Genomic DNA, 21,403 nt, shown 5'->3' on the forward strand with positions numbered 1-21,403 from the left:
CAACACCCAACTTATGAGCACAAAATTTAAAGAATACAAAGGGCTAGACCTCCCTAAACTGGCGGAAGAAGTACTCGATTTCTGGAAAGATGAAAACATTTTTGAACAGAGTATTTCCATTCGTGAAGGAGCAGAACCATTTGTATTTTTTGAAGGACCACCATCTGCAAATGGTCTTCCAGGAATACACCACGTTATGGCGCGAGCTATAAAAGACATCTTCTGTCGTTATAAAACCCAAAAAGGATATAAAGTAGATAGAAAAGCTGGGTGGGATACTCACGGTTTACCTATTGAGTTGGGAGTAGAAAAAGAATTAGGAATTACCAAAGAAGATATCGGCAAAAAGATTTCTGTTGAAGAATATAACGCTGCTTGTAAAAAAGCCGTGATGCGATATACAGATGTTTGGAACAACCTTACCGAACGCGCAGGTTATTGGGTAGATATGGAAGATCCATACATTACCTATGAACCAAAATACATGGAAACTGTTTGGTGGCTTTTAAAGGAAATCTACAACAAAAACTTAATTTATAAAGGCTATACAATTCAGCCGTATTCACCGAAAGCGGGAACAGGATTAAGTTCACACGAGCTTAACCAACCTGGAACTTATCAAGATGTTACAGATACAACCGTTGTTGCTCAGTTTAAAGCAATCTCTGAAACCCTCCCAAGCTTTCTATCGGAAGAGTCAAAAGATATTTGGTTTATAGCTTGGACTACAACTCCTTGGACACTGCCAAGTAACACAGCACTAACTGTAGGTCCAAAAATTGATTATGTATTAGTAAAAACATTTAACCAATACACGTTTGAGCCTATAAACGTAATCTTGGCTAAAAATCTAGTTGCTAACCAATTCTCTAATAAATACGAGAAAGTAACAAATGCAGAAGCGTTAGACGCATACAATAAAGAAGATAAAAACATTCCATATTTAGTTGTAAAGGAATTTAAAGGATCGGAATTAGTGGGTATTAAATATGAGCAGTTATTAGATTATGCTCAACCTCACGACAATCCCGAAAATGCTTTTAGAATAATTGCAGGAGATTTCGTTACCACAGAAGACGGAACAGGTATAGTACATACAGCCCCAACTTTTGGTGCAGATGATGCGAAAGTTGCAAAAGAAGCAGTTCCCGAAGTTCCTCCAATGCTGGTGCAAGACGAAAACGGAAACCTTGTACCTCTAGTAGATCTTCAAGGAAAATTCCGTCCAGAGATGAAGGAGTTTGCTGGTAAGTATGTGAAAAATGAATATTATGACGATGCTGATGTACCAGAAAAGTCTGTTGACGTTGAAATCGCCATTAAATTAAAAATTGAAAACAAGGCATTTAAAGTAGAGAAATACCTTCACAGCTATCCTAACTGTTGGAGAACAGACAAACCTATTTTATACTATCCATTGGATTCTTGGTTTATTAAAGTAACCGAGTTCCGCGATAGAATGCACGAATTAAACAAAGAAATAAACTGGAAGCCTAAAGCCACAGGTGAAGGCCGTTTTGGTAATTGGCTTGCAAATGCTAACGATTGGAACCTTTCACGATCACGCTATTGGGGAATTCCTTTGCCAATTTGGAGAACCGAAGACGGAAAAGAGGAAATTATAATTGGTTCAATTGAAGAACTGAAGGCCGAAATGCAAAAAGCGGTTTCTGCAGGATTGATGGAGAAGGACATTTTTGAAAATTTCAAAGTTGGAGATTTCTCAAAAGAAAACTATGATAAGGTTGACCTTCATAAAAACATAGTTGATGGAATTACACTTGTTTCTCCAAGTGGAAAGCCAATGAAGCGCGAATCAGATTTAATTGATGTTTGGTTTGATAGTGGAAGTATGCCTTACTCACAGTGGCACTATCCTTTCGAAAACAAAGAAAAAGTTGAAAAAACTTGGCGCCAAGCAGATTTCATTGCGGAAGGAGTTGACCAAACTCGTGGCTGGTTCTACACACTTCACGCAATTGCTACTATGATTTTTGATGATGTAGCATATAAAAACGTAGTTTCAAACGGACTTGTATTAGATAAAAACGGTCAGAAAATGAGTAAGCGTTTAGGAAATGCTGTAGACCCATTCGAGACTTTAGATAATTACGGTCCAGACGCTACACGTTGGTATATGATAAGCAATGCCAACCCTTGGGATAATTTAAAATTTGACCAAGACGGTATTTCAGAAGTGCGAAATAAATTCTTCGGAACACTATATAATACGTACAGTTTTTTCAGTTTATATGCTAATCTCGATAATTTTAAGTATCTTGAAGAAGACATAGCCTTAGAGGAAAGACCTGAAATTGACCGTTGGATACTTTCTGAATTACATACACTTATTCAAAAAGTGGATGAATATTATTCAGATTATGAGCCGACAAAGGCTACACGTGCAATTTCAGAATTTGTACAAGAGAATTTGAGCAACTGGTTTGTTCGATTAAGTAGAAGAAGATATTGGAAAACAGCTCGACCAAATCAAAATGGCGGAAGCACTAGCAACATCGATAAACTTTCGGCTTACCAAACGCTTTACACTTGTCTTGAAACCGTTGCTAAATTAGGTGCGCCTGTAGCTCCATTTTTTATGGATAGGCTTTACAAAGACTTAACAGAGGGGACATCTAGAGATAAAAAAGCCTCAGTACATTTGACCGATTTTCCAAAGGCCGATGCTGCGTTCGTTGACAAGAAACTAGAACACAAAATGCAAAAAGCGCAAACAATATCGTCATTGGTATTATCGTTGCGCCAAAGAGAGAAGATTAAGGTACGTCAACCACTTCAGAAGATAATGATTCCTGTATTGGATGATTCTGATAAAGAAGAAATACTAGCTGTTTCCGATTTAATAAAAAGTGAAGTAAACGTAAAAGAGATAGAGCTTATTGACGAAGGATCTGGTATATTGGTAAAACAAATAAAGCCAGACTTTAAGGTGCTAGGACCACGTTTTGGGAAAGATATGAAAGCTGTAGCAGCAGCAATTTCAAAATTTGACCAACAACAAATTGCAGAAATTGAAAAAGAGGGGGAAATAACTGTACTTATTAATGAAATAAATACTAAATTGGCACTTGAAGATGTAATTATTAGCTCTCAAGATATAGAAGGCTGGTTAGTAGCAAATGCTAATGGTATCACAGTAGCATTAGACGTTACAATAACACCAGATTTAAAAAATGAAGGTATAGCTCGTGAGCTCGTAAACAGAATTCAAAATCTAAGAAAAGATAGCGGGTTTGAAGTTACAGACAAAATAAAAGTTACACTTCAAAACAACGAAATATTAGAAACTGCTGTGACACAATACATGCAGTATATTAAAGAAGAAACACTAACAGAGGTTATGCAGTTTCAACCAAATTTACAGGACGGAACGGAAATTGCATTTGATGAAATTGAAACACTTATTAGTATTATAAAACATTAGATTATGACTGACACAGAAAAAACCAGATATTCAGATGCTGAGCTAGAAGAGTTTAGAGCACTTTTAAATGAAAAAATCGCTAATGCAACTGAACAACTAGAACTTATCCAAAGTGCTTATAAAAACGATAGCAATAACGGTACAGACGATACTTCACCTACATTCAAAGCTTTTGATGAAGGAAGTGAGGTTATGAGCAAGGAAACTTCTTCACAGTTGGCTATTCGCCAAGAAAAGTTTATCCGTGACCTTAAAAACGCATTAGTGCGTATTGAAAACAAAACTTATGGAATTTGCCGTGTTACAGGTAAGTTGATAAACAAAGAGCGTTTAAAACTTGTTCCACACGCTACATTGAGTATTGAGGCTAAAAACTTACAAAAGTAATTTAGACCGCTGACTTATTTTAAAATCATCAATTGCCCCGAGAAATTCGGGGCTTTTTTTATGGAATACAATTTCAGAAATCCTCAATTGAAGAAAGTATAATTGCCAATTGTTCATTTAAATCACTTCCTATTGAAACTGAAAGAAATAACCAAAGTGTTTCAGTACTAAGTATAGATAAATATTACTATTTTTGCCGTCATTCTCAAAAGATATGCTATTGGAAAACCCTGTTTTTTAAAGTAAAATTTTGAAACAATGGTTCTCTAAAACTGTATAGCTGAAAAGCAATTGCCTAAAAAATTATGAGTATTAAAAAAGCCTCTCTCATTATTATTTTGATCTTATTGATAGATCAAATTTCAAAATATTACATCAAGACTAACTTTATGTTAGGCGAAGAAATTCGTGTTTTCGATTGGTTCCGAATACTGTTTGTAGAAAATGAAGGTATGGCTTGGGGCGCTAAAATTCCTGGAGAATACGGCAAACTTTTTTTAACTCTATTTAGGATTGTAGCTATTGGCGGAATTGGGTATTGGTTGTGGGACTCTGTTAGAAAAAACGCTCCTAAGATTTTAATTTTATGTATCTCCTTGGTTTTTGCTGGCGCCTTAGGTAATATAATAGACTCGGTGTTTTATGGTATTATTTTTAACGACAGCTATGGACAGGTAGCAACTTTATTCCCGGAAGAGGGTGGATATGGAACACTGTTTCACGGAAAAGTAGTAGATATGCTATACTTCCCATTATACGGAGGAACACTACCAGAATGGATTCCTTTTTTCGGAGGAACGTATTTTACATTCTTCGACCCTGTATTCAATATTGCTGATTCTGCTATTAGCGTTGGGGTTATTTTATTACTTCTTTTTAATAAAACCGCGTTTCCGAAAAAGGAGCAGATTACTGAATAATAAAACATCTTACATTACGCAAGCGACTATAAGTAGCATTTATTTAAATGATTGAGTACCCTTAGGTGTTACACAATAATCTAGTGGAATATCTGTGTTTTCGTAAGGAATTTCAGATTCAGCATCAAAAAAGGAAAGTCCAATAAATACTGCTGTAGTCTTACATTTATTTAAAAACCTATCGTAAAAACCTTTTCCGTAACCTATCCTATTTCCTTTTTTATCGTAAGCTAATAAAGGAACAAAAACCACATCTATTATTTCTGCCGGCACTTCTATTCCTGAAACAGGTTCCGGAATCCCATATTCTGAAGTTTTTAAAGCAGTATTTTCCTGTAACAATATATTTTTCATTTCACCTGAAGAAAACTCAGCTTTGGGAACGATAATGCTTTTATCCTTTCCTTGTAATATATGCAAAAGGTACTCCGTATTAACCTCTTGTTTTCCTGTGATAGTAAGAAAAATATGATAGTTGGTTTTATCCCAAATTGGCAGTTTTAAGGCTTGGTTTGCTATCTGCAGGCTCATATCATCAATAGCTTCATCAGAAAGGCTTTTGCGTAATTCTTTATATTTTTTTCGCAATGTGGGTTTATCGAGCATAATTCAGGCCATATAATACAAGTAACATTAGTCAGAAATAATATAACTAAGATTTACTGTAATTATTTATTTATTACACAAATATAGGGATTGGAGTCTCTCTTTTTTATTCATATTTTGGGAGAAATCAAGAAATAAAAAAAGAGAGGCTAAAACCTCTCTCTTTATACAAATTTGAAATATTATATTATTCCTGACTTTTCATTAAAATAGCTTCCACACGTTGCTGCAAGCTTTCATCATTTTGAATTAATCCCGCAAGTGCTTCAAAACGTTCCATCGTTAAGCCAGTAGCAATAATTCTCTGACTTGCTTCTTTTTCTAATTCTGGTTGCAATTTTTGCATTTTTTCAATTGCACTTTGGTGCTTTTTTATTTCTTCTTCTGTGGCTTCAACCTTTACCTCTGGATTCATACTAGCTTGCTGAATTGCACTAAAGCGTTGTACATCTATTCCTTCTGCTTCAATAATTTGAACCATCTTTTGTTGTGCCGTTTGATTTTGAACTTGTAATTCTATATAAGCATTGGCAAATTTTGTTAACTCTGCCTCACTAACTTGGTTATCTTGGGCAAAAAGACCAAAAGTCCCCAACATTGTTACAAATAAAAATACACTTTTAAGTTTTACTGATTTTAACATAATTGATATTTAAAGATAAAATGATTAGAAGAATTGACTCAATAATAAGATAGGTCTAAATGAGAAATCAATGTCAATTGTCAATTCCGAAAGCTTCAAAGCTAACTGCATCATTAAAGTCTACCAATAAAAATCACTTTATTAACTTAAATTTAGTAGTATTTTATGATTCATAAGACTGAATCATAGCTTATTACGAAACGTTTGCGTAGAAAAAATTCTACTTAGCATTAAACTATTTCGAGATTTTCTTCTTCAGATTCTGAAGTATTTGGAGTAATTGCTGTAGAGATGTGAAATATTGCATCCCCTTGATTTACAATGGGCGATTGATTTACATTTATAATATACCCTTCGTTAGGAGACAAAACTTTGAAACGCATTTTACCATATGGATCTGTAATGGTAGCTAAAAACTCTCCTTTTTTTACGTGTTTATTACAGTCAATTTTTACGTGTAAAAGGCCACTTCTAACGGCACGAATCCACTTACTTTTTTCGATAATTACGGTTTCAGATTCAGCGTCTGCAACACTATGTCTAGACCCTAACATATCTAAATGTTTTAAAAACCGCATAATACCTTCAACACCTTCTCGTGCTATATCTTTATTGCTATCCAAACTTTTACCACCTTCAAAAAGCAATGAAGGTATTCCCATTTTGTGGCAAGTTTTTCTATATGATTTCTCTAATGTATTGGAATAAACTGTGAATGGCGCATTAAAAACTTTGGCTAGTTCTAATAGTTTTTCGTCATCTGGTTTTATGCGTATTTGTGGAGCATTAAACCTACTAGCCCCTCCTGTATGAAAATCTAAACAATAATCTGCGTGTGGCAAAACCTTCTTAGTAAAATGATAGGCTACCCTACTTGCTAACGAACCTGTTTTAGTCCCTGGAAACACACGATTTAAATCACGGCCATCAGGAAAATTTCGATCGCCATTAAGAAATCCAAAAACATTGAGAATTGGAATACAAATTATTGTACCTCGTTTTGGCTTGTTTATCTTTTTAGCAATAACCTGCCTTACTATTTCTACACCGTTAATTTCATCGCCGTGAAGAGCTGCTGTTATCAATACCGTTGGCCCTGGGATTTTCGATCGTTCAACGATTATTGGAATTTCTACTTTCGTTGATGTGTAAAGCTTTGCAATACTAAAATCTACTGTACGGCTTTCACCTAGGGCAATACGTTCATTTAAAATAACTATATCGCGTTCTTCTTTTTTGGCCATAATTACACGTTACGCTCTATATACTTGATAATTGAGTTAGCAATATCTTTTCCAGTAGCCGTTTCAATTCCTTCTAAACCAGGAGAAGAGTTAACTTCCAAAATAAGTGGCCCACGTGCAGATTGAAGCATATCTACTCCAGCAATACCAAGTCCCATAGCCTTTGCTGCTTTTAAAGCTGCAGTTTCTTCTTCATCTGTTAGTTTTATAACGGATGCCGAACCACCTCGGTGTAAATTACTTCTAAATTCTCCTTCTTTCCCTTGTCTTTTCATGGCACCAACAATCTGACCATCTACAATAAATGCACGAATATCGGCTCCTCCAGCTTCTTTAATAAACTCTTGCACAATTACACGAGCTTGTAAATTATTGAAGGCTTCAATTACAGATTCAGCAGCTTTTCTAGTTTCAACTAGAATAACACCAATTCCTTGAGTTCCCTCTAATAACTTAATAATTACGGGAGCCCCACCTGCCTGATCAACAATTTCCTTTACGTTTTTTGAATAGTTTGTAAAAACGGTTTTTGGAAGTCCTAATCCTGCACGAGATAAAATTTGTAAACTTCTTAATTTATCACGCGAACGCACTAATGCTTGCGACTCGGTAGTTGTAAAAACGCGTTGCATTTCAAATTGACGAACCACTGCAGTTCCGTAAAATGTAACTGAAGCACCAATACGAGGAATAATAGCATCGGTATGATCCAGCTTTTGACCCTTGTACATTATTACAGGGTTTTTCTTTTCAATAACTATATCGCACTTTGCATGATTGATAACCTCAACCTCGTGATTTCTAGCTTTAGCGGCTTCCACAAGTCGCCTAGTAGAATATAGGTTTGCATTTGCGGATAGTATTCTGATCTTCATTTTTTAGTTTTTAATTTATACGAAAGATTGGTTTTGTTGATGTCAACAACATATTTATTGCTCAAAAAACTTCTGCCTAAAAGCACTGGAAAACGCATTTCCTCACGATCGCTTAGGGTTAAATAAATTTCTTGAGTTTTTCCGAAAAGAAGGATTTCGGTTTTTATTCTATATCTAGCTTCAGATTGTCCGTTACTACTTTTTACAACTTTTACGTCGTACTCGTCAAAGATAATTTCCTTTTCGTGATAGCTAGGATGTTCTTCGTCTAGAAACAAGCATTTCAGGTAATTATCTTCAACCTTTACATTTTTGCAATGAATGGATGAAGTGTATGCACCTGTGTCAATTTTCACTTCAACATCAAACAGATTGAGTAAAGGAAAATCAGCTTTGTCTATTCTACCAATGTTTCTTTTCAATGTATTTTAGGTTTTTACAAATGCAAGGTATGAAAACGAATTTGAAATTAAAATCGAAACCAAACCTCAACAGCAGATGATATATTATAATTGTTTTATGTTTTTTGATTATATGAGACGAGTTTCTATTCGTCTCAAGGTATTAACTATTTAATATTGCGTTCAATATAACCAATTACACTTTTAGAAACATTTTTTCCAGAAGTATTTTCAATACCTTCTAAACCTGGAGTGCTATTTATTTCTAAAACTAACGGTCCGTTTTTGGATTGTAAGATATCAACCCCACAAAAACCTAGACCCATTGCTTTTGCCGCTTTAATAGCTAGTTTTTCTTCAGATGTAGAAAGCTCAATGATTTCTGAAGAACCTCCGCGATGCAAATTACTTCTGAAATCGCCTGCTTTGCTTTTTCGTTTCATAGCAGCAACCACTACTCCATCAACCACTATTGCACGTACATCAGAGCCTTTTACCTCTTCGATATATTCTTGCAATAAAAACTTAACTCCAGCGGCATTTAAAGTTTCAATAGTTGCCAATGCATTTTGTGGACTTTCGGTAAGGATAACCCCTTCCCCGTGAGTGCCTTCTAAAAGTTTTATGATGATTGGTTTTCCCTTAAATGTATTTAACTGTTCTTCAAAATCATAGAAAGACGCGAATATAGTCCTCGGCATGGGAATTTGATGTTTTGCTAATACTTGAAAACACGTCCATTTATCACGGCTGTTTGTGATACCCAAAGAAGAAACCACTGTAAAAACCCCCATAGCTTCAAAATGACGGACTACACTAGTACCATAAAAAGTATTTGAAGCTCCAATTCTTGGAATAATTGCATCAAGGTCATCAATAATATTACCTTCGTAATAGACCACTGCCTTTCCGTTTTCTATTTCGAGATTGCAAAAAGTAGGGTCCAAAACTTCTACATTATGATTTCTGGCTGAAGCAGCATGAAGTAGACTTTTAGTAGAATAAAGCGTCTCTCCACGCGATAAAATGGCGATATTCATAGATAACAGTTAGCGGTGCAATTTAACCAAAAAGGTAACGAGATTTAATGGTCCAAAAAAATAATTTATTATTAACATTTAGAAGCCGAAAACGCATCATTTAAAATTTACAAACTATTATCTTTGGGGTTATGTCTAATGCTTCGTTAACACTACAAATTTCAACGCTTCCCGATTCGGCTGGAGTATATCAATACTACGATAAGGACGGGAAATTACTTTACGTTGGGAAGGCAAAAAATTTAAAGAAAAGGGTTTCTTCTTATTTCAACAAACAACAAGATAACGGCAAAACACGAATTCTTGTAAAAAAGATTGCCAACATTAAGCATATTGTTGTTCAAACAGAGACGGATGCTCTTTTGTTAGAAAACAACTTAATTAAGAAATATCAACCACGATACAATGTATTGCTGAAAGATGACAAAAGCTATCCGTGGATTTGTATTAAGAACGAACGTTTCCCAAGAGTTTTCCCAACTCGACGCATGATTAAAGATGGGTCGGAGTATTTCGGACCTTACACAAGTATGAAAACCGTACACACCCTCCTAGATTTAATTAAAGGGTTGTATCCACTACGTACTTGTAATTACGATTTATCTGAAGAAAAGATTAAAAACGGAAAATACAAAGTTTGTCTAGAATACCATCTCGGAAATTGCTTAGGGCCTTGTGAAGGCTTGTATTCTGAAAAAGAATATCATGAAAATATTGAAGCTATTAGAGATATTGTAAAAGGAAATTTTAAAGAATCCTTACACAAGTTCAAAAAGCTAATGAAGCAATATGCAGATGAATTAAGATTTGAAGAAGCTCAACGCATAAAGGAGAAGATAGATATTTTAGAAAACTATCAATCTAAATCTACTGTTGTAAACCCTAAAATAAACAATGTTGATGTTTTCAGTATTATTTCTGATGAAGGCTATGCTTACGTTAATTTTTTACAGCTTTCACATGGAGCAATTATACGGTCGCATACACTGGAAATAAAGAAGAAGTTGGATGAAACCGACGAGGAGTTACTTCAACTAGCCATTATAGAACTCCGACAGCGATTCAATTCACTTTCAAGAGAAATTTATGTACCTTTTGCATTGGAATTAGGAGAAGAAGTAAAGGTTCACGTACCTAAGTTAGGCGACAAAAAAGCGATTTTAGACTTATCTGAAAGGAATGCAAAGTACTTCCGAATGGAGAAGTTTAAACAAGCTAAAATTGTAGACCCAGACCGCCATGAAAAGCGAATTATGGCGCAGATGAAAAAAGATCTTCGCCTTTCGGTAGAGCCACGTCATATTGAATGCTTCGACAATAGTAATATACAAGGAACCAATCCTGTAGCTGCTTGTGTGGTTTTTAAAAATGGGAAACCTAGCAAAAAGGATTATCGAAAATTCAATATAAAAACGGTAGTAGGACCAGACGATTTCGCCTCAATGGAAGAAGTTGTTTACCGCAGGTATAAAAGATTGTTGGAGGAAGAGCAACCTTTACCTCAACTTATCATTATAGATGGAGGAAAAGGACAACTTTCATCATCGTTAAAGAGCCTAGACAAATTAGGTTTACGTGGAAAAATAGCAATAATAGGAATCGCCAAGCGTTTAGAAGAACTGTTTTATCCAGACGATCCTATTCCGTTATATTTAGATAAAAAAAGTGAAACTTTAAAAATTATACAGCAACTACGAAATGAAGCTCACCGATTTGGAATCACCTTCCACCGAAGCAAACGCAGTAAGCAAGCGCTTAATACAGAATTGGAAACTATTCCGGGAATTGGAGAAAAAACAATCGTTGAATTATTGAAGCATTTCAAAAGCACTAAACGTGTTGCTTCAGCTAATTTTGAAGAGCTTTCAAAAGTAGTAGGTGCTAGTAGAGCTAAGAAAATAGTTACCCATTTTCAAAAGACTAAGTCGGATTAATATATTTAATTAATAAAATAGAAATTTAATAAATGAAAAAAGCACTTTTTATATTATTTATACTGGTTTCTACGCTTTCATTTTCACAAACAAAAGATAAGGAAGATTTAAAAGTAGGCGTTGTTTTAAGTGGTGGAGGTGCAAAAGGACTTGCGCATATTGGAGCTCTTAAAGTTATTGAAGAGTCTGGGGTTCGTATAGATTATATTGGCGGTACAAGTATGGGGGCAATTATCGGAGCTCTATACGCAGCGGGATATTCAGCAAACCAGCTTGACAGTATTTTTCAAAAAACAGACTTTAATACCTTAATTCGCGATAATATTCCGAGAAGTGCCAAGACATTTTACGAGAAAGAAGAATCGGAAAAATACTCCTTGATACTACCTTTCGATAATTTTAAAATTGGGTTTCCTTCAGGAATTTCTAAAGGTCAGAATGTCTATAACTTAATTTCAAAATTAACGAGTCACGTTAGCACTACTTCAGATTTTAGCAAACTACCAATTCCATTTTTCTGTATTGCTACCGATGTTGAAACGGGAAAAGAAGTTATACTAGAGCGCGGCTACCTACCTAGAGCTATTACTGCAAGTGGAGCCTTACCTTCGCTTTTTAGTCCTGTAATAATTAACGATCGCGTTCTTATTGACGGGGGTGTGGTTAACAACTATCCTATTAATGAAGTTAAAGCTAAGGGGATGGACTTAATAATTGGGATTGATGTTCAAGACAGTCTAAAAGACAGAACTAGACTTAAATCTGCTATTGATGTTTTAGTACAAATAAATAACTATCGCACCATTAATGATATGATTGAAAAACGTGGAAAAACTGATATTTATATACATCCAAATATTCAGGATTTCTCGGTTGTTTCATTCGACGAAGGAAAGAAAATAGTACAATCTGGTATTGATGAAGCAAATAAATTTAGAGAAGAACTACTTCAGGTAGCTTCAAAACAAAAACCTTCAGAAAAAGAGAAAGTAAATATTGTAAACCGAGATTCTATCTATATAAAAGAAGTGAAAATTGAAGGTCTTGACAATTATACTCGAAGCTATGTATTAGGAAAATTAAAACTCCGAACTCCAGATAAAGTAACCTTCAAAGCTTTTAATGAAGGAATCAACAACCTATCAGCTACAGGTAATTTTCAAGATATTAACTATAGATTCATAGAAGACGACAATCAAAAAAACACTTTATTATTGCAATTACGGGAGAGCAAATCGTCAATGTTGCTTCGTTTTTCAGCACATTACGACGATTTATTCCACACTGCAGCATTAGTAAACATCACTAAAAAGAGACTTTTAACTAATAACGATATCGCTTCATTAGATTTAATAGCAGGAGATAATCTTCGGTATAATTTTCAATATTATATCGACAAAGGGTTTTATTGGAGTGTAGGTATTAATTCAAAATATCACTTTTTTGACACAGAAGTACCAATTACATTTATAGACCCAGATATAAATAATGAACTCTCACTTCCGATTAATAATCTTTCTATTAATTATAGTGATTTTACTAATCAAATTTACTTCGAAACACTTTTCAGAAGGTCTTTTGTATTTAGTATAGGAGGAGAGCATAAATACCTTAGATACCTATCGGAAACCATTGGTACAGACAATAATAATATTCCTCGTACTGTTTTTGAAAGCACCAATTACTATAGTGCTTTTGGACTTTTAAAGTACGATACTTACGACAATAGCTTCTTCCCGAAAAGTGGAACCTATTTTTCTGGAGATTTTCACTGGTATTTATTTGCTCACGGTCGAAACAAAGACTTTAAACCTTTCTCACTTGCAAAAGCAAAAATGGGTTACGCACATAAAATCTCTGATAAATTCTCGGCTCACATAACCGCTGAAGGTGGTTTTAAATTAGGAGGCACTGAAACCACGACATTAGACTTCGCACTTGGTGGATACGGATTTAAAGAGATGAACAACATTATTCCGTTTTTAGGCTATAGCGCTATTTCAATTCGAGGGAACACATATCTTAAGAGTGTCCTTTCTATTGACTATGAAATTTTCAAAAAAAACCACATAAATGTTTCAGCAAACATTGCTAACGTAGGTAATGATATTTTAGAAAATGGAGACTGGGCTGATGGTATCGACTACTCAGGGTTTTCTTTAGGTTACGGCTTAGAAACAGTTTTAGGACCTATGGAAATAAAATATTCTTTCTCACCGGAACACGATGACGGGATATGGTATGTGGCATTAGGCTATAGGTTTTAATGTTTTCTTAGTTCAGTAAGTAGTATATTTTTCCGATATTTGTGAGGTTAAGCATTTCAATTTGAAACATTAAAATGTTGACGTTGAAATTTTTAACCTCAAAATTTATTGATTTAATATTTAACATCATATATGCCTTTCTACCATAAACTTGGCAAAATACCGCCTAAACGACATACCCAATTTAGAAAGCCAGACGGAAGTCTTTACTACGAAGAACTTTTTGGCACAATTGGTTTCGATGGAATGTATAGTAATATCTACCACGAACACAGGCCTACTCAAGTAAAAGAGATAAAAAAACAATACAATGTTTCCCCTAAAATTGCAAGAGCTAATAATATAGAATCACTTCGATTAAAAGGGTTTAATGTTGAACCAGAAAACGATTATTTAGAGAGTAGAAAAACTGTACTTACCAATAGCGACTGCAGCATTGTTCTTGCCGCTACAAAAAAATCTCTGAAAGATTATTTCTATAAAAACACAGATTCTGATGAATTAATTTTTATTCACAGAGGCTCAGGTAAATTGCGTACTTTTTTAGGAAATCTTGATTTTAAGTATGGAGATTATCTATTAGTACCTCGTGGAATAATTTATCAAATTGAATTTGATACTGAAGATAATCGTTTGTTTATTGTAGAGTCCAAACACCCTATTTACACTCCAAAACGATATAGAAACTGGTTCGGTCAATTATTAGAGCATTCACCATATTGTGAACGTGACATTAGAAAGCCCGAAGAACTTGAAACTTATGATAAAAAAGGTGAGTTTTTGGTTAAAGTAAAGAAGCAAGACGAAATTTTTGAATTGGTTTATGCCACTCACCCATTTGATGTTGTTGGTTATGATGGATATAATTTCCCTTATGCTTTTTCAATCCATGACTTTGAGCCTATAACAGGACGTATTCACCAACCGCCACCAGTACATCAAACATTTGAAACAAATGCATTTGTTGTGTGTAGTTTTGTTCCAAGGCTTTATGATTATCACCCATTAAGTGTTCCTGCTCCTTATAATCACAGCAATATTGATAGCGATGAAGTGTTATACTATGTAGATGGAGATTTTATGAGCCGAAACGATATTGAAGCAGGTCAAATTACATTACACCCTGCGGGTATTCCTCACGGCCCACACCCAGGTGCAGCAGAAAGAAGTATTGGAAAAACTAAAACGGAAGAACTTGCCGTGATGGTAGATACTTTTAAACCTCTTAAGGTTACTGAAGATGGATTAAAACTATCTGATGGCACTTATTACAAAAGTTGGTTAGAGTAATCCTTCAATTGTAATTATACTTTATTATATAGTACATTTGAAGACAATTAAAGAAAATTACAAGAAGAAACTCTCATAGAGAATCTTCTCGATTAATAAATAATAGGATTTTTAGAAAATTAAATTATGAGCAAAGAAGTAAAGTCGGTCGAGTATGGACTAGAAAAGATTTTTGAAGGAGCAGAAGACTTTCTGCCGTTATTAGGTACAGACTACGTAGAGTTCTATGTGGGTAATGCAAAGCAGAGTGCCCATTTTTATAAAACAGCATTTGGATTTCAATCATATGCATATAAAGGTCTTGAAACAGGATCTCGTGATTCGGTAAGCTATGTGCTTAAGCAAGATAAAATCACACTAGTTTTAACTACACCTCTTAATAGCAAGTCCCCTATCAACGACCATATTGTAAAACACGGTGATGGTGTAAAGGTGATTGCACTTTGGGTAGAAGATGCTAGAAGCGCATTCGAAGAAACTACAAAACGCGGTGCTAAACCATATATGGAACCAACCGTTGAAAAAGACGAGAATGGAGAAGTAGTACGCAGTGGTATTTACACTTATGGTGAAACAGTACATATGTTTGTTGAGCGTAAAAATTACAATGGAACCTTTTTACCTGGTTTCCGTGAGTGGAAAAGCGACTACAATCCAACACCAACTGGTTTAAAATACATCGACCATATGGTAGGAAACGTAGGTTGGAATCAAATGAACGTTTGGGTAAAATGGTACGAGGATGTAATGGGCTTTGTTAACTTCCTATCATTCGACGACAAACAAATTCATACAGAATATTCTGCCTTAATGAGTAAGGTAATGAGTAATGGTAACGGACGTATTAAATTCCCTATCAACGAACCAGCAGAAGGAGCTAAAAGATCACAAATTGAAGAATATTTAGACTTTTATGAAGATGCAGGAGTTCAACACTTAGCATTAACAACAGATGATATTATTAAAACTGTTAGTCAGTTAAAAGAAAGAGGGGTTGAATTCTTACCTCCACCACCACAAGCATATTACGATGCTATTCCAGAGCGTTTAGGCGATCATATGAAAATGATGAAAGAAGACATCAACGAGCTGAGAAAACTATCTATTATGATAGATGCTGACGAAGATGGATACTTACTTCAAATATTCACCAAGCCATTAGAAGACCGTCCTACTTTATTCTTTGAAATCATTCAAAGAATGGGAGCAAAAGGTTTTGGCGCTGGAAACTTCAAAGCTCTTTTTGAATCTATCGAGCGCGAGCAAGCTCAAAGAGGAACATTATAAAAATGTAACTTTATCTAAACCCCATCGTCTTTATATGGTGGGGTTTATTTTTTGGAACAGATGTTGTAATTCATTTAATAAAAACATCTAAAGTCACATTTTATGAAGAAGCTAATCGCCCTTTTATTAATTTTTGGAAACACATTTTTACTTTCTGCACAAGAGAGAGCATATGGCGATGGCGAATACTTTAAATTCCGGGTTCATTACGGATTTGTAACAGCAGGTTATGCAACTCTAAATGTTAATAATGCTACTTTAAACGGCAAGGAAGTTTACCATGTTCGTGGATATGGTAAAACCGTAGGACTTTCTAAGTGGTTTTTTAAAGTTGAAGACGATTACCAATCGTATATAGATAAGAAAAAGGATATCCCTTACCGCTTTATCAGAAAAATTGATGAAGGTGGTTATACCAAAGATGTTCAAATAGACTTTAACCACAATACATATAAAGCCACTGTAAACGACAAAAAGCACAACGAGACTTCTGTGTTTTCTTTCCCTAAAGAAACACAAGATATGATTTCAGCATTTTATTATCTCAGAAACAAATTAGACACTGAAAACATCAAAGAAGGTGATATTGTTGAAATGAATATGTTTTTTGACAAAGAAAATTTTAAATTCAGGCTAAAATTCCTTGGTAAAGAAGTTTTAGATACTAATTTTGGGGCCGTTCGCACTTTAATATTTAGACCTTATGTACAATCTGGTCGAGTATTTAAAGAAAAAGAAAGCTTAACTGTTTGGATTAGTGACGATAACAACAAAATTCCGTTGTTAATCAAAGCCGATTTAGCAGTTGGTTCTTTAAAAGCGACATTAACTGAATTTAAAGGATTACAACACTCCTTTAAAATATTAGCGAAGTAATATTTATTTTTCGCTAACAGGAAAATATTGAATAGCGTAAATTTTTTGATTTACAATTCAATATTTTTCTACAAAATGAGTTAGCCTAATTAAAGAATAATACAGAAAAATTTCCCCAGAATTGAAACACCTAATTGTAGCACTATTATCCCTTGTCTTACTCACTACCGCTTGTGAGAATACAAAAGACGATATTAATGAAGTAGTTGAAAAACAAGAAGACCCTATTATTGAACAATATGGATATATCTTAAACGACTTTAATGTTGTTAGAGACACCATACGTAAAGGAGATACTTTTGGCGATATCCTAAGCGCAAATGGAATTTCGCAGGATAAAATCATGCAGGTTGCCACTAAATTTCGAGATAGTTTTGACGTGCGTAGAATAAGAGTAGGGAAACCATATGTGCTTCTAAATTCAAAAGATTCACTTAATAAAACACAAGTTTTTATTTACGAAAGCAATAAAATTAACTATGCTGTTGTTGATTTTAGAGACTCTCTAACTATTTACAATAGTCAAAAACCTGTTCGATACGAAGAAAAAGAAGCTTCAGGAATTATTACAAGTTCACTTTCGGCAACTATGGAAGAACAGAATTTAAGTCCATATATGACCGATCAACTTGCAAACATTTATGCTTGGACGATAAACTTTTTTAAATTACAGGCAGGAGATCGTTTTAAAGTAATTTATACCGAACGTTATATAGACGATACAATTCCTGCGGGTTTAAAAGAAATTAAAGCAGCATATTTTGAACACAATGGAAAGCCATTGTATGCTTTTAAATATGGCTCGGATTCTTTAGGCAAAACATCCGGTTACTATGACGAAAACGCGAACAACCTGAAAAGAGCTTTCTTAAAATCACCAGTAAAATTTAGTAGAATCTCTTCTCGATACAACTTAAACAGACGTATTAAATATTACGGCTTTAAGCTTAGACCTCATAAAGGAACCGATTTTGCAGCTCCTGTAGGCACACCTATTTTAGCTACTGCCGATGGTGTAGTTACTAAGTCTGAATACAGAGGTGGAAATGGAAATTACGTAAAAATACGTCATAACGGCACTTACGAAACCCAATACCTACATATGAAAGCGCGAAAGGTAAAAGTAGGACAACACGTAAGCCAAGGAGATGTTATTGGTTGGATTGGAATGACGGGAAATACAAGTGGCCCTCACGTGTGCTATAGATTTTGGAAAAATGGAAAACAAGTAGATCCGTTTAAAGACGATACTCCATTTTCTGAACCACTTCCTAAAGCTTTACACGAGGAATATTTTGCAAATCTAATGCCGGTTAAAGACCAATTAGACTGCATCGTCTTTTAAAATCTAAAAATGTTAATAACCTTGTTATTAACTAACGTGCAAATCCTCAGAGCATTATAGTTTAAATTTTATCTTTATTCAGCAGAAATATCCTCTTAACTATTTCTTAATGAAAATAGTTGGTAGTAACCCCTATAAGATTGTATTTTTGCCGAAATTTTTAAACCTAAAATTTAAATTCATGAAAAAACTATTACTTATTGTTTTTTTCCTTGGCAGTATTGCCGCATTTTCACAAACAACGGTTACCGGTACGGTAGTCGATTCTGAAACAAACAGTCCGTTAGCTGGTGCTAACGTGGTTGAGACCGGCACAACAAATGGTGCCATCACCGATTTCGACGGAAACTTCACATTGAAGACATCATCTAAAACGGGTACACTTACTATTTCATATATTGGCTACAATGTTCAAAAAGCACAATATAACGCAGTAGGAGGTTCTGCAAACCTAGGTACAGTTAAAATTACTGTAGACTCTGACGCACTTGAAGAAGTTGTGATCGTAGGTAAAGGTATTATCGACATGGCGAGAGATCGTCAAACACCTATTGCAGTATCTACAATTACTTCTGCTGAAATTCAAGCAAAAGCTGTAGGTAACGTAGAATTCCCTGAGGCTATTAAAAGTACGCCTAGTGTTTACGTATCTAACCAAGCTGGAGGATTTGGAGATTCACAAATGTTCCTACGTGGATTTGACCAAACTAACACTGCATTCCTTTTAAACGGACAGCCAATTAATGGTATGGAAGACGGAAGAATGTACTGGTCTAACTGGTCTGGTATGTCTGATGTTGCAAACGCAGTTCAAGTACAAAGAGGTTTAGGTTCTTCTAAACTGGCTATTTCGTCAGTAGGTGGAACTGTAAACATTGTATCTCGTGCAGCAGGTAGAAAACAAGGTGGTTTTGCTCGTTTTATGACTGGTAACGATAGCTACTTTAAAGGTACTTTTAGCTACGATTCTGGTTTACAAGGAAAGTGGGCTTATAGTATTATGGTTGACCACTGGCAAGCACACAGAAAATATTCTGATGGTACTGCAGGACAAGGACAAAACTATTTTATTGGTGTTGGATACGTACCAAACGATAAGCACTCTTTCAACTTATTGTTAACTGGTGCTCCACAATTCCACGACCAAAACTTCTCTAAGTCGTTAGAAGATTACGATTTATACGGAAAAAGATATAACAGTAACTCTGGTTTCTATAACGGAGAAAGATTTACTTTAAGAAGAAACTACTACCACAAGCCAATCGCTAACCTTAACTGGGATTGGGAAATTAGTGACAAAACTAACTTATCTTCTGTGCTTTATGCATCTTGGGGACGTGGTGGAGGAACTGGCCCTGCTGGAAGCTCAAGAAACATTATCTATGACAACAATGGAAATGTAGATTTCGATGCTATCGAAGAAGCTAACATTGCTGGTGCTGATAACGGTATCGGAAGTTACGGAAATCGTTCATTGGCAAGAAGAATGTCTGTAAACAACCACAACTGGTATGGTTTCCTTACAAACCTTGAAACTGCTGTAAGTGATAACTTCACTTTCAACGTAGGTGTTGATACTCGTTTCTACAAAGGTAGCCACTGGTACCAAATGAATGACCTTTTAGGTCTTCAAGGATACGCTGATAACTTCGGTTACGGCGATTTAAGAGATAGCGATTACGTTATTAACGAAACTTTCGAAGCAAACCCTTGGTCTGCTCTATTCAACTCTGCTGACGAAGGACAGCGTTTTAACTACGATTATTCAGAATTCATCAACTACATCGGTGGTTTCGGACAAGCTGAATATAAAATTGACAACTTCTCTGCCTTTGTTCAAGGAGCTGTATCAACTCAAAGCTACCAAAGAGAAGGTCGTGCTACTGGTAAAGAAGTAGAAGGTGTAGACGGTCTTGGTAAATCTGCAAAGGTTAACAAAACTGGATACAACATTAAAGGAGGTATGGGTTACACATTTATCGAAAACAATACGGTTTTTGTTAATGCTGGATACTACTCAAGACAACCATTCCTAGATAATATCTTTGATGATATCAGAAACTCTAACTACATCTTAGATGGAGAAAACGAAATCGACAACGAAGAGATTTTAGGAGTTGAGGCTGGTTACAGACTACGTTCTGGAAACTTCTCTTTAGACTTAAATGCTTACTACACAAAATGGGGTAACAGATTCCTTTCTGGTGGATTTATAGAAGGTGATGAAACTTCCTCTAACCCAATTGAACAAGTTGACCGTTACCAAAAGTTTACTGGTATCACTCAAGTTCACAAAGGATTCGAATTTGAAGGTAAATACCGTTACTCTAGTGACTTTATGATTAGAGCATTTGGTAGTATTGGTAACTGGAAATACGATGGAGATTCTCCATTCCAAACTAGAGCTAGTGAAACTAACGAATTACTTGAAGAAGGTGACGTTAACTTAACTGGTACTAAAGTTGGTAATGCACCACAAACATCATTTGGTTTTGGTTTCAAATACACTATTGTTGATGGACTTAGCGTAGATGCAGATTACAACATCTATACTGATCTTTACGGATTCGTTGATGCAAGAGATGTAACTGAAGCTGCTTTCAAAAATGAAGTTTACCAAGCTGATCGTTTAAATGCTTATAGCGTATTAGACGCAGGTCTTTCTTACAAATTTGATTTTGGAGGAAGTGACTTAACATTCCGTGCAAACGTTTATAACGTTACAAACGAAATGTACTTAAGCCAAAAAGATTCTTACGGATACTACTACGGTAACGGAAGAACTTGGAACGCAAGTCTACGTTACGACTTCTAATACTCAGTATTATACATAAAGAAAATGC

The 21,403-nt window shown here is 35.1% G+C and carries 16 protein-coding genes; 10 read left to right on the forward strand and 6 right to left on the reverse strand.

The features are described 5' to 3' along the window. Window positions 1-13 precede the first annotated feature (13 nt). The 3 genes from ileS to G3A46_RS01250 all read left to right on the forward strand — a co-directional run bounded on the left by ileS (window position 14) and on the right by G3A46_RS01250 (window position 4,752). Complete coding sequence (gene ileS / locus G3A46_RS01240) at window positions 14-3,445, forward strand: isoleucine--tRNA ligase (protein ID WP_165145174.1); 3,432 nt, start codon at window positions 14-16, stop codon at window positions 3,443-3,445. Between the two features lie 3 nt (window positions 3,446-3,448). Further along, window positions 3,449-3,832 carry a TraR/DksA C4-type zinc finger protein gene (locus tag G3A46_RS01245; protein ID WP_139854072.1) on the forward strand — a complete coding sequence of 128 codons (384 nt, stop codon included), beginning with the start codon at window positions 3,449-3,451 and terminating at the stop codon, window positions 3,830-3,832. A gap of 305 nt (window positions 3,833-4,137) precedes the next feature. After that, entirely contained in the window at window positions 4,138-4,752 is a 615-nt protein-coding gene (locus G3A46_RS01250) for a lipoprotein signal peptidase (protein ID WP_165145177.1), read from the forward strand. A gap of 39 nt (window positions 4,753-4,791) precedes the next feature. Here G3A46_RS01250 and G3A46_RS01255 read toward each other — a convergent pair whose 3' ends face one another. The 6 genes from G3A46_RS01255 to G3A46_RS01280 form a co-directional block, all read right to left on the reverse strand. Next, window positions 4,792-5,358, reverse strand: coding sequence for a 5-formyltetrahydrofolate cyclo-ligase (locus tag G3A46_RS01255; protein ID WP_165145180.1), 567 nt, complete (start codon window positions 5,356-5,358; stop codon window positions 4,792-4,794). Between the two features lie 187 nt (window positions 5,359-5,545). Continuing rightward, window positions 5,546-6,001 (reverse strand): DUF4168 domain-containing protein, encoded by a 456-nt coding sequence (locus G3A46_RS01260; protein ID WP_165145183.1) that lies wholly within the window; start codon window positions 5,999-6,001, stop codon window positions 5,546-5,548. Between the two features lie 230 nt (window positions 6,002-6,231). Then, window positions 6,232-7,245 carry a succinylglutamate desuccinylase/aspartoacylase family protein gene (locus G3A46_RS01265; protein ID WP_165145186.1) on the reverse strand — a complete coding sequence of 338 codons (1,014 nt, stop codon included), beginning with the start codon at window positions 7,243-7,245 and terminating at the stop codon, window positions 6,232-6,234. Between the two features lie 2 nt (window positions 7,246-7,247). Next, window positions 7,248-8,120: a 30S ribosomal protein S6--L-glutamate ligase gene (gene rimK, locus G3A46_RS01270; RefSeq protein ID WP_139854077.1), complete on the reverse strand. Its 873-nt coding sequence runs from the start codon at window positions 8,118-8,120 to the stop codon at window positions 7,248-7,250. Continuing rightward, window positions 8,117-8,542, reverse strand: a complete 426-nt coding sequence (locus G3A46_RS01275) for a RimK/LysX family protein (RefSeq protein WP_139854078.1) — start codon at window positions 8,540-8,542, stop codon at window positions 8,117-8,119. Before G3A46_RS01275 ends, rimK begins: the two co-directional genes overlap by 4 nt. Before the next feature lie 146 nt (window positions 8,543-8,688). Next, on the reverse strand, window positions 8,689-9,561 hold the full coding sequence (locus G3A46_RS01280; protein ID WP_165145189.1) for a RimK family alpha-L-glutamate ligase: 873 nt from the start codon (window positions 9,559-9,561) through the stop codon (window positions 8,689-8,691). A 131-nt stretch (window positions 9,562-9,692) separates the two neighbouring features. Here G3A46_RS01280 and uvrC point away from each other — a divergent pair, with 131 nt between their 5' ends. The 7 genes from uvrC to G3A46_RS01315 all read left to right on the forward strand — a co-directional run bounded on the left by uvrC (window position 9,693) and on the right by G3A46_RS01315 (window position 21,375). After that, a complete protein-coding gene (uvrC, locus tag G3A46_RS01285; RefSeq protein WP_165145192.1) occupies window positions 9,693-11,495 on the forward strand; it encodes an excinuclease ABC subunit UvrC in 1,803 nt (600 codons plus the stop codon). Between the two features lie 32 nt (window positions 11,496-11,527). Then, window positions 11,528-13,762 carry a patatin-like phospholipase family protein gene (locus G3A46_RS01290; protein ID WP_165145195.1) on the forward strand — a complete coding sequence of 745 codons (2,235 nt, stop codon included), beginning with the start codon at window positions 11,528-11,530 and terminating at the stop codon, window positions 13,760-13,762. Window positions 13,763-13,894: 132 nt separating this feature from the next. Next, a complete protein-coding gene (locus tag G3A46_RS01295) occupies window positions 13,895-15,052 on the forward strand; it encodes a homogentisate 1,2-dioxygenase (RefSeq protein ID WP_165145198.1) in 1,158 nt (385 codons plus the stop codon). Window positions 15,053-15,178: 126 nt separating this feature from the next. Beyond that, entirely contained in the window at window positions 15,179-16,339 is a 1,161-nt protein-coding gene (gene hppD / locus G3A46_RS01300) for a 4-hydroxyphenylpyruvate dioxygenase (RefSeq protein WP_139854083.1), read from the forward strand. Window positions 16,340-16,441: 102 nt separating this feature from the next. Next, window positions 16,442-17,215 (forward strand): DUF3108 domain-containing protein, encoded by a 774-nt coding sequence (locus G3A46_RS01305; RefSeq protein ID WP_165145201.1) that lies wholly within the window; start codon window positions 16,442-16,444, stop codon window positions 17,213-17,215. A gap of 121 nt (window positions 17,216-17,336) precedes the next feature. Continuing rightward, window positions 17,337-18,560 (forward strand): peptidoglycan DD-metalloendopeptidase family protein, encoded by a 1,224-nt coding sequence (locus G3A46_RS01310; RefSeq protein WP_165145204.1) that lies wholly within the window; start codon window positions 17,337-17,339, stop codon window positions 18,558-18,560. Between the two features lie 181 nt (window positions 18,561-18,741). Beyond that, a complete protein-coding gene (locus G3A46_RS01315) occupies window positions 18,742-21,375 on the forward strand; it encodes a carboxypeptidase-like regulatory domain-containing protein (protein WP_165145207.1) in 2,634 nt (877 codons plus the stop codon). Window positions 21,376-21,403: the final 28 nt, after the last annotated feature.

Origin of the sequence: Aequorivita sp. KMM 9714 (genome assembly GCF_011065475.1) — a bacterium.
Classification (GTDB): domain Bacteria; phylum Bacteroidota; class Bacteroidia; order Flavobacteriales; family Flavobacteriaceae; genus Aequorivita; species Aequorivita sinensis.

Excerpts from the sequence above, each read along its gene's own strand:
- G3A46_RS01245 (WP_139854072.1), top strand. The coding sequence starts at position 3,449 with ATGACTGACACAGAAAAAACCAGATATTCAGATGCTGAGCTAGAAGAG.
- G3A46_RS01290 (WP_165145195.1), top strand. The coding sequence starts at position 11,528 with ATGAAAAAAGCACTTTTTATATTATTTATACTGGTTTCTACGCTTTCA.
- uvrC (WP_165145192.1), top strand. The coding sequence starts at position 9,693 with ATGTCTAATGCTTCGTTAACACTACAAATTTCAACGCTTCCCGATTCG.
- G3A46_RS01315 (WP_165145207.1), top strand. The coding sequence starts at position 18,742 with ATGAAAAAACTATTACTTATTGTTTTTTTCCTTGGCAGTATTGCCGCA.
- ileS (WP_165145174.1), top strand. The coding sequence starts at position 14 with ATGAGCACAAAATTTAAAGAATACAAAGGGCTAGACCTCCCTAAACTG.
- G3A46_RS01255 (WP_165145180.1), bottom strand. The coding sequence starts at position 5,358 with ATGCTCGATAAACCCACATTGCGAAAAAAATATAAAGAATTACGCAAA.
- hppD (WP_139854083.1), top strand. The coding sequence starts at position 15,179 with ATGAGCAAAGAAGTAAAGTCGGTCGAGTATGGACTAGAAAAGATTTTT.
- G3A46_RS01250 (WP_165145177.1), top strand. The coding sequence starts at position 4,138 with ATGAGTATTAAAAAAGCCTCTCTCATTATTATTTTGATCTTATTGATA.
- G3A46_RS01265 (WP_165145186.1), bottom strand. The coding sequence starts at position 7,245 with ATGGCCAAAAAAGAAGAACGCGATATAGTTATTTTAAATGAACGTATT.
- G3A46_RS01305 (WP_165145201.1), top strand. The coding sequence starts at position 16,442 with ATGAAGAAGCTAATCGCCCTTTTATTAATTTTTGGAAACACATTTTTA.
- G3A46_RS01295 (WP_165145198.1), top strand. The coding sequence starts at position 13,895 with ATGCCTTTCTACCATAAACTTGGCAAAATACCGCCTAAACGACATACC.
- G3A46_RS01260 (WP_165145183.1), bottom strand. The coding sequence starts at position 6,001 with ATGTTAAAATCAGTAAAACTTAAAAGTGTATTTTTATTTGTAACAATG.
- rimK (WP_139854077.1), bottom strand. The coding sequence starts at position 8,120 with ATGAAGATCAGAATACTATCCGCAAATGCAAACCTATATTCTACTAGG.
- G3A46_RS01280 (WP_165145189.1), bottom strand. The coding sequence starts at position 9,561 with ATGAATATCGCCATTTTATCGCGTGGAGAGACGCTTTATTCTACTAAA.